Source organism: Leeuwenhoekiella sp. ZYFB001 (assembly GCF_011784865.1).
GTDB classification, from domain to species: Bacteria; Bacteroidota; Bacteroidia; order Flavobacteriales; family Flavobacteriaceae; genus Leeuwenhoekiella; species Leeuwenhoekiella palythoae.
Window position 1 is genome coordinate 1967265 of record NZ_CP050460.1, and the last position, 18294, is coordinate 1985558.

At 41.3% G+C, this 18294-nt stretch carries 12 protein-coding genes; 4 read left to right on the plus strand and 8 right to left on the minus strand.

Annotation, left to right across the window (positions count from 1 at the left end; all coding sequences use genetic code 11):
• Positions 1–13: 13 nt before the first annotated feature.
• From HCN54_RS08650 to HCN54_RS08665, 4 genes are all read left to right on the plus strand, one after another.
• Positions 14–2218 (plus strand): bifunctional alpha,alpha-trehalose-phosphate synthase (UDP-forming)/trehalose-phosphatase, encoded by a 2205-nt coding sequence (locus HCN54_RS08650; protein WP_167597389.1) that lies wholly within the window; start codon positions 14–16, stop codon positions 2216–2218.
• A 127-nt stretch (positions 2219–2345) separates the two neighbouring features.
• Positions 2346–3695, plus strand: a complete 1350-nt coding sequence (locus HCN54_RS08655; protein ID WP_167597390.1) for a M28 family peptidase — start codon at positions 2346–2348, stop codon at positions 3693–3695.
• A 50-nt stretch (positions 3696–3745) separates the two neighbouring features.
• Complete coding sequence (locus HCN54_RS08660; RefSeq protein WP_167597391.1) at positions 3746–5371, plus strand: M1 family metallopeptidase; 1626 nt, start codon at positions 3746–3748, stop codon at positions 5369–5371.
• A 2-nt stretch (positions 5372–5373) separates the two neighbouring features.
• Positions 5374–5949, plus strand: coding sequence for a YdeI/OmpD-associated family protein (locus HCN54_RS08665; RefSeq protein WP_167597392.1), 576 nt, complete (start codon positions 5374–5376; stop codon positions 5947–5949).
• A 66-nt stretch (positions 5950–6015) separates the two neighbouring features.
• On the opposite strand, the gene HCN54_RS08670 is transcribed toward HCN54_RS08665, so the two are convergent.
• The 8 genes from HCN54_RS08670 to HCN54_RS08705 all read right to left on the minus strand — a co-directional run bounded on the left by HCN54_RS08670 (position 6016) and on the right by HCN54_RS08705 (position 18294).
• Positions 6016–7200, minus strand: a complete 1185-nt coding sequence (locus tag HCN54_RS08670) for an aldose epimerase family protein (protein ID WP_167597393.1) — start codon at positions 7198–7200, stop codon at positions 6016–6018.
• 18 nt (positions 7201–7218) lie between these two features.
• The gene (gene araA, locus HCN54_RS08675) at positions 7219–8730 is read right to left on the minus strand and encodes an L-arabinose isomerase (RefSeq protein ID WP_167597394.1); all 1512 of its coding nucleotides are present in this window, start codon (positions 8728–8730) and stop codon (positions 7219–7221) included.
• Between the two features lie 35 nt (positions 8731–8765).
• Positions 8766–10415: a solute:sodium symporter family transporter gene (locus tag HCN54_RS08680; protein ID WP_167597395.1), complete on the minus strand. Its 1650-nt coding sequence runs from the start codon at positions 10413–10415 to the stop codon at positions 8766–8768.
• Positions 10416–10446: 31 nt separating this feature from the next.
• On the minus strand, positions 10447–11145 hold the full coding sequence (locus tag HCN54_RS08685) for an L-ribulose-5-phosphate 4-epimerase (RefSeq protein ID WP_167597396.1): 699 nt from the start codon (positions 11143–11145) through the stop codon (positions 10447–10449).
• Positions 11138–12835, minus strand: a complete 1698-nt coding sequence (locus HCN54_RS08690; RefSeq protein WP_167597398.1) for a ribulokinase — start codon at positions 12833–12835, stop codon at positions 11138–11140. The genes HCN54_RS08685 and HCN54_RS08690 overlap by 8 nt, the downstream gene beginning before the upstream one ends.
• Before the next feature lie 92 nt (positions 12836–12927).
• The gene (locus HCN54_RS08695; protein ID WP_167597400.1) at positions 12928–14922 is read right to left on the minus strand and encodes an alpha-L-arabinofuranosidase C-terminal domain-containing protein; all 1995 of its coding nucleotides are present in this window, start codon (positions 14920–14922) and stop codon (positions 12928–12930) included.
• 23 nt (positions 14923–14945) lie between these two features.
• Positions 14946–17327: a glycoside hydrolase family 127 protein gene (locus HCN54_RS08700; RefSeq protein WP_167597402.1), complete on the minus strand. Its 2382-nt coding sequence runs from the start codon at positions 17325–17327 to the stop codon at positions 14946–14948.
• A complete protein-coding gene (locus tag HCN54_RS08705; protein WP_167597404.1) occupies positions 17314–18294 on the minus strand; it encodes an arabinan endo-1,5-alpha-L-arabinosidase in 981 nt (326 codons plus the stop codon). Before HCN54_RS08705 ends, HCN54_RS08700 begins: the two co-directional genes overlap by 14 nt.

Sequence of the window (18294 nt, forward strand, 5' to 3'; positions counted from 1 at the left end):
ATTACCTGTTTTTATGAGTAAAACTATCATTATTTCAAATCGACTGCCTTTACAATTACAAATTGACAATAATACCATCAAAGCGACGCCAAGTGTAGGTGGATTAGCAACCGGAATGAAATCTGTACATAGAGACAGTAACGGTGTCTGGATCGGTTGGACCGGTCTGACCGAAGAAGAAACGCCAGAAGAACTGGTAGAGGAGGTTGTCGCTGCCGCAAAAAAAGAGCAATGTGTACCCGTCTCACTTACTGAAAAAGACATTGATGGTTTCTACTACGGTTTTTCTAACCGTACAATTTGGCCGTTATTCCATTACTTTATGGAGTATACCGAGTTTGAGAAGGAAAGCTATCAAACTTATGTTGAGGTTAATAAAAAATATGCTCAAGTAGTTCTGGAGAACATCGAGGAAGGCGACACCGTATGGGTGCACGATTATCAATTAATGCTCTTGCCCGAGCTGATCAAAAAAGAGCGCCCAGATGTACAGATTGGATTCTTTTTACACATTCCCTTTCCTTCTTATGAGGTTTTTAGAACGCTCCCGTGGAGAGAAGAAATATTAAAAGGGCTGCTGGGTTCAGACCTTATTGGTTTTCATACTTATGATTATCAGCGTCACTTTTTAAGTTCGGTTTCGCGTATTCTGCGACAAGAAGTAAGTTTTAATGAGATTACCTTAAAAGACCGCATCGTCACGGTGAACTCCTACCCTATGGGAATTGACTATGAAAAATTTTCTGAAGCTGCTGCCAAGCACGATGCTGCTAAAAATCAGTCAGAGCTTCAGCGTCGTTTAGATTTACATATTGATTCGACTCCCGATGCAAAAATGATCCTATCTATAGACCGTTTAGATTATAGCAAAGGGATCGCAAATCGCATTCGCGCTTATGAATACTTCTTAGAAAAGTATCCGGAGTTTAAAGAAAAGGTACGCTTGGTGATGCTGGCTGTACCCTCGCGTTCTAATGTTCCGCAGTATCAATTGTTGAAAAAAGAGGTAGACGAACTCGTAGGACGAATTAACGGAAAGTTTGCAACCGTAAGTTGGACACCCATCTGGTATTTCTACCGTTCAATGCCTTTTGAAAATTTAATCGATTTATATACTACTTGTGATGTCGCATTGCTGACACCGATTAGAGATGGAATGAATCTCGTTGCAAAGGAATATATCGCTACCAGAACAGATAGAACGGGAGTACTTATTCTTAGTGAAATGGCCGGTGCTGCGCAAGAAATGAGCGAAGCTTTGATCATTAACCCGAATAACTTTGAAGAGATCGCCGATGCATTAAAACAGGCGATGGAAATGCCCGAAGCAGAACAGATCAAGCGCAACAAATTTCTTCAAAAACGTTTAAAGCGCTATAATGTGGAGAAGTGGGCGCACGATTTTATGCATTCATTAGAAGACACCGCTCATAAATCTGATATTGTAAAAGCAATACGTATGCGTCAAGATCAAGAAGAAGAAATGTTCAACGCTTATAAAGCTTCACAAAAACGTATTTTGTTTTTAGACTATGACGGGACTTTAAGAGGTTTTGTAAACAACCCGGAAGATGCAAGCCCTGATGAAGAACTACTCGAGTTAATAAAAACAATTCACAGTCAAGAAAATACTGAGGTGGTGATCATTAGCGGTCGCGATCGCCATACACTAGGGACTTGGTGGCAAGATGTGCCTATCACGCTCATCGCAGAACACGGCGTTTGGAAACGTCCTGTGGGCGGAGAATGGGCAGTAACAGAAAATCTTAAAAATGATTGGATGGAAACGGTGCGTCCTATTCTTGAAAAATATGTTGACCGCACCGCAGGTACATTTATCGAGGAGAAAAATTATTCATTGGCTTGGCATTACCGCAATGCCGATCCCGACTTAGGCGAAAAACGCGCCAGTGAACTTTCAACCGTATTGAAAGAACTTTCGGCGAATAACGAACTTGGAGTTCTTGACGGAAATAAAGTATTGGAAATTAAAGACAGTACAATCCATAAGGGTAAAGCAGTGACCAAGCATATTTTCGGAAAAGACTACACGTTTAAATTTGCGATAGGTGATGACTGGACCGATGAATATATGTTTCACGACCTTCCTGACGATGCATTTACGATCAAAGTGGGACTTCAAAAAACAGCAGCAAAATATTATGTAGACGATACCGATCGTGTACGAGACTTGCTTAAAAAGTTTGCTGCATACTAGTAAACTAACTTAAGGCAGGCATAGGTGGTATTTCAGCCTTTGGTGATGCCAATAAATTAGCATAAATTTATCACGAGCAGTATTTTTTCTAATACTGCTCGTACTTTTTTCAACCCTAAATAACAATATGAAGTATCCTTTTACCCTCGCTTTCCTTTGCTGTTTCACAGCTTTATTTGCGCAAAACAATGTGCCTTCAGAAACAGATTTACGTATTTACAGCATCATCGATGCGGTTTCTGCAGATCGAATTGAAAACGATGTACGCACGCTCGCCGGCTTTGGAACTCGAAATACCTTTAGCGATACCCTTAGCGACACCCGCGGCATTGGCGCGGCACGCCGCTTTATAAAAGCTGATTTTGAAAAAACTTCAGAAAATTGCGGCGACTGCCTTGAAGTTTTTTATCAGAAAGATCTGGTAACTCCAAGTATGGGCAGCCGTATTCCAAAACAAACCTATGTGGTCAATGTTGTGGCAATTCAACGAGGAACAAAATATCCTAATCGGTTTATCATTATGAGTGGTGATATAGATTCTCGCGCGAGCGATGCAACCGATTTTACAACTGATGCTCCGGGTGCAAACGACAATGCAAGCGGAATGGCGGGCACTATGGAAGCTGCGCGCGTTTTGTCTAAATACAAATTTGAAAACAGCATCATTTATGTTGGTCTGTCTGGTGAAGAGCAAGGCTTATTTGGTGGTAAAGGACTTGCAGAATATGCAACGGCACAAGGCTGGGATATTATCGGGATTCTAAATAATGATATGATAGGAAATATCAAAGGGGTAGACGGTGTGATCAGCAATCGCGATTTTAGAATTTTTTCTGAACCGGTTCCTGCAAATGAAACTGAAAATCAACGCAGAGCCCGAAGATTTTATGGTGGAGAAGTTGACGGAAATTCGCGCCAACTGGCACGCTATGTACATAAAAATGTAAAAGATTATATGCCAGAAATGAACCCAATGATGATCTATCGTTTAGATCGTTTTGGTCGCGGCGGGCACCACAGACCTTTTAATGATCTGGGCTTCGCCGGAATTCGCATTATGGAAGCACATGAAAATTACACCCAGCAGCATCAAGACATTCGCACGGAAGATGGTATCGCTTACGGCGATGTCGTAGAACACGTTAATTTCCCGTACGCAGCAAAACTTACCGCAGTAAATGCGATCAACTTGGCCAGCTTAGCTTGGGCACCTCCCGCCCCAGAAACTGTTGAGATTGGTGGCATTGTAGAAGCTGATGTAAAACTCAAATGGAGCAAAGTAGACGGAGCTTTTGGTTATAAAATCTATTGGCGTGACACTACCTCTCCTACATGGGATCACAGCCGCTATGTGGGTGATGTTTCAGAAATCACTTTAGACGGAATTGTAATTGACAATTCATTTTTTGGTGTTGCTGCTGTAGGTGCTAACGGTCACGAAAGTGTCGTGGTTTTTCCTAATGCTATTATGCGCTAATTTTTCTTTTTTTGGAACAACATTTGAATTACAGTTTTTAAATACGCAAAATGCACAAACTATTTTCAATGCTTTTAGGCTTCTTTTGCCTGACTGCATTTGCTCAAGAGCACCAATTCACACATCAAGACACCTTAAAAGGAAGTATTACGCCAGAACGGGCGTGGTGGGATGTCAGCCATTACGATTTAAAAGTGACCGTTGATCCTGACAATAAGTTCATTTCTGGTTCAAATACCATCACCTATAAAGTACTAGAGCCTTATCAAACTTTGCAAATTGATTTGCAAGAACCGATGAAAATTTTGAGCGCTACTCAAAACGACAAGAAATTAGCGATCAAAAAAGACGGCGCAGCCTATTTTATTTCACTTCAGAAAAAACAGAAAAAAGAAGCTTCTAATAAAATTACCATAACTTTTGAAGGCAAACCGGTAGAAGGAGCGCGCCTTCCTTGGGACGGTGGCTGGACCTGGCAAAAAGACGCCAAGGGTAAAGCCTTTGCAGCTAATGCCAATCAGGGTATTGGCTCTTCCATCTGGTGGCCTAATAAAGATATTCCTTATGATGAGGTTGAAGGTTTAGACTTATACATTACAGTTCCTAAGGGCTTGACTGCTGTAGGAAACGGCACATTGGTTGATTCTTCTTCAACTACTGATAAGAATACGTTTCATTGGAGTGTTGAAAATCCTATCAATAGTTATGGCATCAGTGCTGACATTGCAGACTATGCGCATTTTTCAGAAACTTATAAAGGTGAAAAAGGTCCGCTTGACCTAAACTTTTATGTGCTTAAAGAAAATCTTGATAAAGCTCACGAACAGTTTAAGCAGGTACCAATGATGCTCGAAGCTTTTGAGCATTGGTTTGGACCGTATCCGTTTTATGAAGATGGGTACAAATTGGTTGAAGTGCCTTATTTAGGAATGGAACATCAAAGTAATGTGACGTACGGAAACAAGTATGAGAACGGCTATTTAGGCCGGGATCTTTCGGGTACCGGATGGGGTTTAAAATTTGATTTTATTATCATTCACGAAAGTGGGCACGAGTGGTTTGCCAACAACATCACCAATAAAGATGTTGCCGATATGTGGGTACATGAAGGTTTTACGGCATATTCTGAAAATCTATATCTGGATTATTTCTTCGGAAAAGAAGCTTCAGCAGATTACGTTATAGGAACCCGAAGTGCTATCCGTAACGATCGCCCTATTATAGGCACCTATGGGGTAGATCACGAAGGAAGCGGAGATATGTATTATAAAGGGGCTAATGTGCTGCATACCCTTAGACAACTCATAGAGGATGATGAAAAGTGGCGTGCGATTCTACGCGGATTGAATAAAGAATTTTATCACCAAACCGTTACCACCGCTCAGATTGAAAACTATATTAGCGAACAAAGCGGTATTGACCTAACCGAATTCTGGGAGCAATATTTACGTACAACGATGATTCCGGAGTTAGAATATTCTATTGACGGGAACACGTTAAAATTCCGCTATGCGGATATTGTGGAAGGTTTTGATATGCCTATTCAAATTAACGTAAATGACCAGAAAGAATGGATTTATCCTTCAGCAGCATGGAAAACCAAGTCCTTTGATGCGCCGATCACCGATTTTAATATTGATCGTAATTTCTATATCGAATTTGAAGAGATCAACTAGTAATGACCAAACCCAAGCGTCCACTACTCTATTTTAAAAATGCCGAAGAATGGCGGGCCTGGCTGCATGAAAACCACGAAAGTGATACCGGAGTCGATCTTGTTTTCTACAAGGTGACATCTGAACAACCCAGTATGCGCTGGGAAGAAGCGGTTCAAGTCGCAATCTGTTACGGCTGGATCGACAGCACCGTAAGAAAAATTGATGAAGACAGGCGTAAGCAGTACTTCTGTAAGCGAAATGCCAAAAGCGTTTGGAGCGCCGTAAACAAAGCCTATATTGAACAATTAGTTCAAGATGGTCTAATGCACAAAAGTGGTCATAAATCTATTGAAATTGCAAAAGAAAACGGTTCGTGGACGGCTTTAGACGATGTAGAAAACGGAATCATTCCTGATGATCTTCAAACGGCGTTCAACAACAATCCCAAAGCTTTTGAGAACTATGAGAATTTTGCCCGCGGCTATCGCAAAAGCTATTTGTATTGGCTCAATCAAGCTAAAAGAGAAGCAACGAGGCAGAAGCGCATTGAACAAATCGTCGCGCTCTGCGAACAAAATTTGAAGCAACGCTCGTGAACAACAAAAAGCCCAATGTAAATTACATTGGGCTTTTTCATCTAAACACAAATGCTCAACGCATTTTTATTTTACTGAAAACTTAAAGCTTGTAGTTGTGCTATACGTTTCTCCCGGTTTTAAAACAGTAGATGGAAAGTCAGATTGATTAGGTGAATCTGGGTAATGCTGTGTTTCTAAACAAAAACCACTTCTCAAAGCATACGTACCTTCGCCTCCTTTTTGCGGTAAAGTCCCGTCTAAGAAATTCCCAGTATAAAACTGAATCGCAGGCTCTGTAGTCATCACTTCTAAGAATCTTCCACTACGTGGATCGTAAGCTGTAGCGGCTAAATGCATCGCTCCGCTTTTGTCATTTAGAACCCAGCAATGATCATAACCCTGACCTTTTTTAAGTTGATCGTTTTCAGCTTCAATTTCTGCACCAATGGCTTTCGCTTCGCGGAAGTCAAAAGGTGTACCTTCTACAGCACGCAACTCCCCTGTTGGAATCAAGGTTTCATCAACCGGTAAATATTGATCTGCATTCAGCATAACTTCGGTATCTAAAATGGTATTGTCAAAATCCCCAGATAAATTGAAATACGAGTGCTGAGTAAGATTTACAACCGTTGCCTTATCTGTAGTTGCCTCATAATCTACTTTAAGCGTATTGTCTGCCTGAAGTGTATAAACCACAGTAGTTTCTAAATTCCCCGGATAGCCTTGATCACCGTCAGGACTCGTATAGGTCAACTTCAAACCTACGTTGTCGCCGTCTTCTATTTCCTCAGCTGTCCAAACTACTTTATCAAAACCTTTTCCACCGTGCAGGCTGTTTGGTCCGTCGTTAGTTGGTAATTGATATTGTTCACCGTCTATAGAAAATTTACCTTTAGCAATACGGTTTCCATAGCGCCCGATCAAAGCTCCAAAAAAGGTTGGATTTCCGGTCGTAGTATATTCCTCTAAAGTATCATATCCCAAAACTACATCTTGAAACGTGCTGTCTTGGCTAGGTGCCTTCAAGCTTGTAATTATACCACCGTACGTGATGATATCCACTTCCATCCCATTAGCGTTAATAAGGCTATATTTTTCAACAGCGATGCTATCTGGCGTCATACCAAAGTCTGACTTGGTAATGCTTGCTTCAGGCATTTCAGCCACCACGGCGGTTTCTTCTTTCTTCGGCTCATTTTTACAATTTACCATCGAAAGCGCCATTCCTAATACAACAGGAACAACTAAAAGATTTCTATTTAATTTCATAATTCGATTATTTAAAACTTACATACGATGCTGAAAGATATGATAATAAGCTTCGTTAGCGTTTATCGTATCCTTAAAATCACGCACTCGGGTTTGATCGTCGATCACAAGTAATTCGATGCCTGCGATATCGGCAAAATCTTCCATAAATTCAGTTGTTACCGCCTGGCTATACACGGTATGGTGGGCGCCTCCTGCGTGAATCCAGCTTGTTGCGGCGATGTCAAGATTTGGTTTACAATCCCAAAGTACACGCGCTACCGGTAAATGCGGAAGATCTGCTTCCGGCTTAACGGCTTCAACTTCGTTCACGATTAGACGAAAACGGTTACCCATATCAACTAATGAAGCATTGATCGCAGGTCCTGCCGGTGAATTGAACACCAAACGCGCCGGATCTTCTTTACCGCCAATTCCTAACGGATGTACTTCACATTTTGGTTTAGCATCAGCAATAGATGGACAAATCTCCAACATATGTGAACCTAGCACGTAAGAACCTTGTGGTGTGAAGTGGTAGGTGTAATCTTCCATAAACGAAGTTCCCCCTTCAAGACCAATAGCCATTACTTTCATCGCACGCGTCAAGGCTGCTGTTTTCCAGTCTCCTTCTCCACCAAAACCGTAACCATCTGCCATAAGGCGCTGCGTAGCGATTCCCGGTAATTGTTTCAATTCACCAAGATTTTCAAACGTATCTGTAAACGCTCCAAAACCACCTTCTTCTAAAAAGGCTCGTAAGCCTAATTCAATTTTTGCGGCATCAACTAAAGACTGGCGCTTCTCACCGCCTTCTTTAATAGAATCGTGCAACTCATATTCGGTTTCATAGGTTTTTAATAACGCATCAAGATCTTCTTGCTTGATCTCATTGATCTTCGCCACAATGTCTGAAGAATCAAATCCGTTTACGGTAAACCCAAAACGCATTTGTGCTTCTACCTTATCTCCTTCAGTTACTGCAACCTCTCGCATATTGTCGCCTATACGTGCTACTTTAAGATTTTGGAATTCATTCCATCCTAAAGCTACACGTGTAAATATGCCTAATTTCGTTTGTACTCTAGCATCTTGCCAGTGGCCTACAACAACCTTGCGTTTTTTACGCATACGCGACATCATAAAACCAAATTCACGATCACCGTGGGCAGATTGATTAAGATTCATAAAATCCATATCAATCTCGCCCCAAGGGATTTCTGCATTAAATTGTGTGTGTAAATGGCAGACAGGCTTTTGAAGAATATTCAATCCTTTAATCCACATTTTCGCCGGTGAAAATGTATGCATCCATAAAATTAAACCGATGCAATTTTTGTTACTATTTGCCTCAAGACATAAATCAGTGATTTCGGTTGGGGTAGTAACTAGATCTTTATAAACGATCTTAACAGGTACAGCCGCAGCGTCGTTAAGTCCTTCTGAAATTTTCTTAGAGTGATCTGCTACTTGTTTTAAAGCTTCCGCTCCATATAAATGTTGACTTCCGGTTACAAACCAAACCTCAAGATGATCAATGTTATAATTCATAATTTCTAATATAATGTGCTTTATTTAAATGTTGATTAGGAGAAATAAACGTAAATACTTACCACTGCGATGCAAATCACAACGCCTGCCGGTTTTAAGTATTTCCAAGGGGTAATATCAACCTGACGGGTGTATTCTTCAAGATAATCTGTTTGACGTGGAAAGAATTTACTCACGGTAAACAAGATGATAAGGACCAAGACAAAAATGATTCCCATAATATGTAAGAAACTAGGGAACGCGTCTTTAGCGACCATTGCAAGCTCTGAAGCATCAGTTACCCCTGCAAGTTCTGCAGCCGCTACTGCATTGCCGGCGATAATAGGTTTTACAACGTAAAGCGTGACCAGATACGTTACTACTGCAAAAACAATTGCAATATTGGCAGCTTTTCCTGAAACACGTTTAGAGAAGTATCCAACCAAAATGATCGCAAGAATAGGTACACTAAACGAACCATTTAATTCTTGAAGGTAGTTGAAAATACCACCTTCTACTCCGTAAAGTAAGGGTGCCAACGCCATAGAAAAAATGGCTAAAAAGATACCAAAGGTTTTTCCTGCGCGTACCACTTGTTTTTCTGAAGCATTATTGTTGAAATACTGTTTATACAAGTCCAGACCGAATAAGGTTACAGAACTGTTTAGGGCGGAGTTGAACGAACTCAAGATGGCACCAAACAATACGGCTGCAAAGAACCCTACAAACGCGGTTGGTAGTACTGCTTTTACAAGCATCGGGTACGCTTCGTCTGCATTGTCAAGGTTTCCGTTGAAATATTCAAAAGCAATAACTCCAGGCAGAACAACAATGATAGGACCTAATATCTTTACAATAGCTGCAAGACATAAACCTTTTTGTCCTTCTGCTAAGTTTTTTGCTCCCAGCGCACGCTGAATGATCGCTTGATTGGTTCCCCAATAGTAGAAGTTCACGATAAGCATACCTGTGAATAAAGTAGTCCACGGCACAGACGAATTAGGTCCACCTAGGATTTCAAACTTTTCAGGAAGATTAGTAGTTACTACATTCAATCCTTCAAAAACGCTTCCATTACCTACAGCCATCAGACCAAAAACAGGAATTAATAAACCTCCTACGATCAGACCAACAGCATTAATCGAGTCAGAAACCGCAACTGCTTTTAATCCACCAAAAATGGCATAAATAGATCCTATAAGTCCAATTCCCCATACGGTTACCCAAAGCGCAGCTTCGGGATCAAGTCCCATACGCTCCGGAATATCAAACATCGTGTTGATGGCCAACGCTCCCGAATACAATACCGTTGGAAGCATCGAGATCGCATAAGCCATCAAAAACAGGATGGACACAATCGTTTTCGTAAGTTTTCCGTAGCGCTTCTCTAAAAATTGAGGAATGGTAGAAATTCCGCCTTTTAAATACTTTGGGAGCAAAACAAAAGCCGTAAATACCATAGCCACAGCGGCAACGATTTCATAAGCTGCAATGAGTATTCCTTCGCTAAAACCTACCCCGTTTGTACCTATGATTTGTTCGGTAGAAAGATTGGTTAATAAAAGAGAACCTGCGATCACAGGTCCGGTAAGACTACGCCCTCCCAGAAAGTATCCGTCAGAAGTTGTTTCATCAGTCTTACGCGAAGCGAAATAAGAAATAACCGCAACCAGAAGGGTAAACGCGGCAAATGTGATTAATCCCATAATTTGAAATTGTAATTGATTAGTTTAACGATTAGCAGCCCTGCCCATAATAAGCATCTTTACCGTGCTTGCGCTCATAATGCTTTTTTATAAGCGAATCTTTAAGTCTTGGTGCATTAGGATTGATCTGAAGTGTCAATTGCGCCATACGGGCAACTTCTTCTAAAACCTTACTATTATAAACTGCTTTTGCAGCAGTTTCACCCCAAGCAAAAGGACCGTGGTTACCCAAAAGTACCATATTAACCTCTTTATAATCCAAACCTTTGTCTTTAAAACAGTCTAGAATCTGAATCCCGGTATTGTGTTCATAATTCCCGGAAATAAGGTCGTCGTGCATCGGCGGCGCACACGGAATATCTGCCGTCAGATGATCTGCGTGTGTGGTTCCAAAAATAGGAATGTCCATTTGTGCCTGAGCCCAAGCTACCGAATACGTAGCATGCGTGTGTGCAATACCGCCCACATCTTCCCAATGCTTGTATAAATAGGCGTGTGTTTTGGTATCTGAAGAAGGTCGTTTATCGCCTTCTACAATGTTGTTATCATAATCAACGATAACAATATCTTCCGGTTTTAAGGTTTCGTAGGGTACTCCACTAGGTTTAATGGCAAAGACACCATTTTTACGATCTACCGCGCTTACGTTACCAAAAGTGTAAATAACCAGACCTAAAGCGTCTAGCTCCATATTAGCTTCGTAGCATTCTTCCTTTAAAGATTTATACATGTTCTTTGATGTTCTTTTTCGGTTTGGTAATATGTTTCTCGACAAAGTCACTTAAAACTTCATAGCGTTGCATCAATGCAGCATATTCAGCTAAATGATCTTCCTGCGGAAGGTATTCTGCTTCATAATCACTTCCTAAAGTTTTACTGGCTTCAATGACATTAGGATAAATGCCTGCAGCAACAGCAGCGTAAACAGCCGCTCCTAAAGCCGGAGCTTGATCTGAAGCTGCAACCTTGATAGGTACATTGAGCGTATTGGCTAGTGACTGCATAATAAATTTAGATTTACGGGCAACACCGCCAATACCTACAACAGATTTGATCTCGATACCTTCCTCATCAAAACGATCTAGGATCTTTTTAGATCCGAAGCAAATCGCGTTGACCAAAGCTTTAAAGATATGCGGAGCTCGTGTTCCCATATTCAGGTTTGTGATCGCAGCTTCAAGCTCTTGATTTGCGTCAGGAGTTCGTCTACCGTTGATCCAATCTAAAGCAACAGGAATTGCTTCGCTATGCGGAATCGCTTCTGCAGCATCAGATAATTTTCTGATAAAATCAGCTTCAATCTCTTCTTTAAGCTGCGCTTTTTGTTCTTCGGAAAGAATAGCTGAAGTAAGCACGAGGTTGTCAATTGGCCAACTCAATACATCTTTAAACCAAGCCAATAAATCTCCAAAAGCAGATTGTCCTGCTTCTAAACCTACAGCGCCCGGTATCACCGAGCCGTCAACTTGACCACAAATACCACGAACGGTTTTATCGTGAACTACATCTGGCGATGAAATGCTTATATCACAGGTAGATGTTCCCATTACGCGCACCAGTGTATGCTCTTCTACTTTGGCTCCCACAGCTCCTGCGTGGGCATCAAAAGTTCCTACTGCGATTTTAGTTGCGGTAGAAAGGCCTAATTTCTCAGCCCAAGCGGCGCTTAAATGACCGGCAACCTCATCAGAAGTAAAAGTTTCAGTATAAAGTCTGCTTCTTAATTCTGCCAGATAAGGGTCTAGTTTTTCTAAAAACTCTTCAGGTGGTAAGCCGCCCCAGCTCTCGTGCCACATCGCTTTATGTCCGGCTGCACAGCGACTGCGTTTAAAATCTTCTAAGGCTACGTTTTCAAGCAGCGCAAAAGTGATCCAATCGCAATGCTCCATCCAGGAGTATGCCGCTTGTTTCACAGGTTCGTCTTCACGCACTACGTGTAAAATCTTAGCCCAAAACCACTCAGAAGAATAGATTCCTCCTTCATATTTTGTAAAATCTTCACCGCCCCAAGTGCGTGCGAGATGATTGATCTCGTTCGCTTCAGCGATTGCGGTATGATCTTTCCAGAGTACCATCATCGCATTCGGGTTTTCTTCAAAACCTTCGGTGAGCGATAAAGGAATTCCTTCTTTGGTAACCGGAATAGGTGATGATCCGGTCGTATCGATACAAATTCCTTTTACAGCTTCAGCCGAAACACCACTTCTTGAAACTACCGCTTTTATGGTTGCTTCTAAACCTTCTAAAAGATCTAAAGGATGCTGGCGAAAACGATTTTCTGAAGCGTCACAAAATAAACGCTGTTTCCAGCGTTTATAATAGCTTACTTCTGCTTCTATCTCTGTTCCTGTAACGGCATCAATGAGAACTGCACGTACAGAATCTGATCCATAGTCAAGACCAATAACATATTCTTTCATAAACTAAAATCTTACTGCCAAACAAATCTACTATAATCTATTTAAAAATGTATATTTAACACTTAATATTTTTAGTTTTTTTTTAAGACAATTTATTTTACAGGTATTCTAATGATATTTAATGAGTAAGCAGCTACTTCATAACTTGCTGAATCACCTTTTACTTTGATCTCTTCGGTTGACGGACTGATTGCCTCTTGCGCATCAAATGAATTTTCCTGCGTAAGGTTTTCTTCTTTTAAGACGATCACTTCACCCTTATTCTTGATTGATTTCCCTTTAAAATTCAATTGAATCTTTTGGGCACGGTTTGAAGTATTCACAACTTTTACTACAACTTCCTTAGCTTCTGAATCCAAGGTCGCTGAAGCATAGAGTTCGTCTTGCCCAACCAGAGTTTTACCATCCTGGGTTACCGAAATCAGATCGGTTCCTTTGTTGGTTGAATATAATTTTTGAACATAATAATTCGGGGTTCCATAAGATTCTAAGTTGTTAAACCAGATCATATCTGGTGTCCACTGCCAACCTTCGGCATGTGCCATCAACGGAGCGTACGAAGTAAGCTGAACCACCTCTGCATTACGCTCCAAACCGGTCATAAATGCAGCTTCAGATAATGCAGTTTCCCAGTTGTTTTTGTTATCCGGACTCGCAATAGCGACGCTTTGCGCGGCGTATTCTCCCGCGAAAATTTTTGGACCATTGCGATCATAGCTATCATAACGGGTTGAATTTTCTCTAAACCACTCCGGGCTTCTGTAATAATGCTCATCAATGATCTCTGCTCCTATTTTCTTGAGTTCTTTCATACCGTATTCAAAGTAGTCTCCATCAGGAAATGGTCCGCTTCCTGAAACTATAATGATCTCAGGATATTTTTCTGAAATAGCTTCATTAAATACTTTGTATCGCTCGATGTATTCTGGTCCCCATTGCTCGTTACCTACTCCAATATATTTCATATTGAAAGGCTCAGGATGCCCCATATCTGCACGAACTTTTCCCCAAGGAGTATCTGTTGAACCGTTAGCAAACTCAATCAAATCCAGCGCGTCTTGCACGTAAGGTCCTAGTTCGTCCATTGGCACTAATTCTCCAGTATTGAACTGACACGCGATCCCACAACTTAAGATAGGAAGCGGCTCTGCACCTAGATCTTCAGACAACTGAAAATACTCAAAGAAGCCCAACCCAAACGACTGATAATAATCTGGAGTTAAACGGTGGTCAAACTCGGTATTCCAACGGTTAACTAAACTAGGGCGTTCTTCAACAGGACCTACGGTTTTTTTCCATTGGTAACGGCGCGCCAGCGTGCGACCTTCTACAATACAACCTCCCGGGAATCTTAAAAATCCAGGATCTAGATCGTATAATAATTGAACTAAATCTTTACGTAAACCATTCTCACGACCATTCCATGTATCTGTTGGGAAAAGCGAAATCATATCAAGACCTAATTCACCCGTACCTTCAAAGGTTAACTTTAAAGAACCTTTCATCACGGTCTTACTCGGAACGATTTCAGCTTTATAATTTGTCCATTCTGAACCAGAAACCGGGATTGAAGCTTCAGCGATGGTATTTCCTTCCTCATCCAAAAGTTCTGCCTTCACTGCTGAAACTGCACCTTCCATTTGTTTGGCATCAAAAGTAAAGCGATAGGTATCTCCTTCTTTGATTCCCATCCCGCGGAAGCCTTCATTGTGCAATTCGTAACCTTCAGCATTCTTAACCTGAACGCGCAAGAAGTTCAAATTACCTTCTCCCTCAAAATATTTTACGGGCAATGCATAGCCAGATTCATTGTTATACGAATGCCTGTCACTATTAGGCTGCGACCAACCCATCATTGGGATCGTAAATTCAAACGAACGGTTTTTGATCATCTCTGCATACAAACCACCATCGGCAGCAAAGTTGATATCTTCAAAGAAAATCCCGTACATCGTAGGTTGAATGGGTGCGATGGTCTCGCTCATATCAACCGTTAATTCTTTTTGAGCAAAAAGCGCATTACCTGCCAGAAAAGTTCCGGCTATTACAGCGGCTAGTCCTGCTTTTTTAATTGTTTGTGTGATCATTATATAAGTGTGTTTATGCGTTTTTATTCTTGAGTTGCGGGTACGCTCAATAAGCGTACGCCGTAAATTCCGGCTGTGGTTGAACCTTCTTCGGCTTCAAAGCGCACCGTTAGAATTTCATTAGTTGCTGCAAGTTCCTGCGGAATCGTATAATCGACTTCAAAAAAGTCATTCCCACGAGTTCCTTTGAAATGCGGTTCGGCAATTGTTGTCCCGTTTACCATAATTTTAAACTTGCGACCAGCATCTTTACCAAAATAGGTCACGCGCAAAGTTTTAGCTTTAGCTTCTTTATTTCTAAGATCGTAGCTAAACCAACCTGTGGCGTCACGCCAGTGCTTGTTTTGATTTAAGCCACTATTTGAATTTTCTGACAAAATTCCGTGATCAGATTCTGGTTGTTGTTCTCCCGGAGCCACAAAATCTAATGTGATCTCTCGCAAATAAGCTTCGGCTTTCTGCTTTTCTTCAAGCTTGCGTTGCTCTTCAGCTAAACCTTCAGGAGTTTGTTTTTTAAAGTGAATCGAATAGCGCTTCTCGTGAATTTTATAAAACGGCTGAAGTACCAAATCTGAATACTTTTCAGGATAAAATAAACCTGGTGCTGTAAAGTGTAATGGCTCTCCTTCAACCGGCTTGATCTCATTTAAAAGATCTTCTCCGTCTTTAGTAAGAAACATCGGCGCTTCGGTTAAAGGTAAAAATGGACCGTCTGCAATATGACCTCCTCGACTATCGTCTGCAAAAAGTCCATCTTGATTTGCATCACCTGTCACTGCGGCCAAAACAATTGGACCGTATTTCACAGAAACATAGCCTGAATCATCAGGCAATTCTTCTAAACTTAAATGCATTGGCAATTCCATCTTAATGCGATCGCCATTTTTCCATTTGCGTTCTAAGGAAACATAAGAACCCGGAGTCGCATCTATTTTCTCTAGTTTATCATTCACATAAACCTTCAGTTCACCGGCATTTACCCATTGTGGATAGCGCAACATTAAAGTTGCCTTAGTTTTCTTTTTGCTATTCCAAATAAGTTCAGTTAATGCTTCTTCAGGAAAGTTTGTTTTTTGAGTAAGTGTAGCGTTTTTCTCTTCCCAGTTCACTTCCGAAGGAATAAACAAATTCACATAAAGTTTATCCTCTTTTTTGGCATAAATGAGTTCGTTATACTTGGTGTGATTTTCCATTCCCGAACCTACACAACACCAAAAACTGGTTTCCGGCTGCGAATACACGCGATAATGACCAGGTCGAATGGGCGTAAAATACACAAAACCACCATCAGGATTCTGAGAAGACAAAATGTGATTGTACAAACCGCGCTCGTAAAAATCGATGTAATGCTCCTTTGAAGTATCTTCAAACAAGAGCTTACTCAACTTGAGCATATTGTAGGTGTTACAACTTTCTGGTCCTTGTTCGCTGCTCACCACCGACGAAAAATCATCAACAGGATTAAAATGCTCGCGCACACTGTTACCGCCAATGCTTATGGAACGCTGTGTTGTGACATTATCGAAGAAATTTGATGCGGCATCGTGATAATCTTTAGCCTCTTCCAACAGACTGATGCGCTCAAAACCAATAAACTTAGGGATTTGCGTATTCGCGTGCATTCCGGTTAAGATATCTTCATTTGCAGCTAGCGGTTTTAATAAAGCGTGCTGCGAAAAATCTTCAGCGAGTTTCAGGAATTTTTTATCGCCTGTAATCGCATAAACCTCAGCAAAAACTTCGTTGAGTCCGCCATGTTCTGAACGCAGCATATCTTGAATTTGCGCCTCACTTAGATCGGCTGTAATGTCCAGAAACCAATCGGTTAGCTCAATGAGCATACGCTTTGCCTGCGGAAGTTCTGCGTGAATCCAAGCATCTTTTAAACCATTAAAGGTTTTATGGATGTTATACAGCGGCACCCACTTATCGTTTAGACTGAAACTTCCCGCATTGATCTTTCCTGCTTTGATTTCTGCCCAAAGCGCATCGCTTCCGGGTACGCCACCAATGTAACCGTTCCCATTTGCTTTTTGGACGCGATCTAATTCGGCTAAGGCATATTCAAGCATCTCCTTTGCTTTTTGATCACCGGTAGAAGCATAATACATCGACAATGCCGAAATATAATGTCCTGCGGTATGACCGTCGAGTCCGGTATTTTCCCAATTGGTGTAGGAATCCGCTTGAGGCTCAAGACCGGCTTCTCGCAAAAAAGGAGCCAGTAAGCGGTCTGCATCAAGCGCTTGTATGTATTTAAAATCGGTTAGTGCTGCCTCTTTAAAAACTCCGGATTCTACCGAAACCGCATTTAATGGAAAAAGCGAAACCTTCTCCTGCGCTTTGGCAAAAGCACTTAGTAGAAACAGACTAACAACAAAGTATTTCATTTTAATCAAGAACATTATCTTTTAAAGTTGGCCAACCTTCAGTATCCCACTGAAGTTCAGCAATTTTTAGTTTTGGTGCGCCATTGTCATTAGCATCATACGCGTGAAAAATGATGTAATCCTTTCCGTCGAACGTGTAGGTACTGTTATGACCCGCGCCATACCAATTTTCATTTCCTTCGATGATCAAGGTTCCGCCACCGTTATTTAAGGCAATACCATTTTTATCTACATAAGGACCAGTCGCGCTTTTAGATCGCCCTACCACTACTTTGTAGGTGCTGTTTTCACCGCGACAGCATAAATCCCAAGACAAAAATTCATAATACCAATCTCCTTTTTTAAAGATGAATGGCGCTTCTAGCGCTGCATCTCCGGGATTGGCATCTGCCAGATCAAAAGAACGTTCCCGGCGCGCGATCGTATGCCACTCTTGCGGCTGCGCGATAGCTTTCAAATCTTCAGAAAGCTTTACCATTTTTAATCCTTCCCAAAAGGAACCAAATGCCAGATACGGCGTATCATTCTCGTCAAAAATCAAATTAGGATCAATGGCATTCCATAAATCGCGATTAGGAACCGACTGGATCACGATCCCCTGATCTTCCCATTTGTAATTGGGATCGTCTGCATCAAGAGTTGTATTGATCGTCAAACCGATCGCTGAAGTATTTTTTGCAAAAGCAGAAACCGAATAATACAAATAGTATTTACCATTATGGAACGTGATATCCGGAGCCCAAATATGATTATTGAAATCTACCGCAACATCATCTGCCCAAACCGGTTCTTCCGTAAACACTTGAGGTTCTTTTTCCCAGTTTTTTAAATCGGGCGAACTGAATACTGAAATTCCTCTTCCAGTACAAAAGAGATAATACATATCGCCCTGCTTGATCGCAACCGGATCGTGAACGCGGATGTTTTGAGCGAAAAGGCTATGGAAAACTAAAAGACTAAAAAAGGTAAAAAGCGTTTTCAT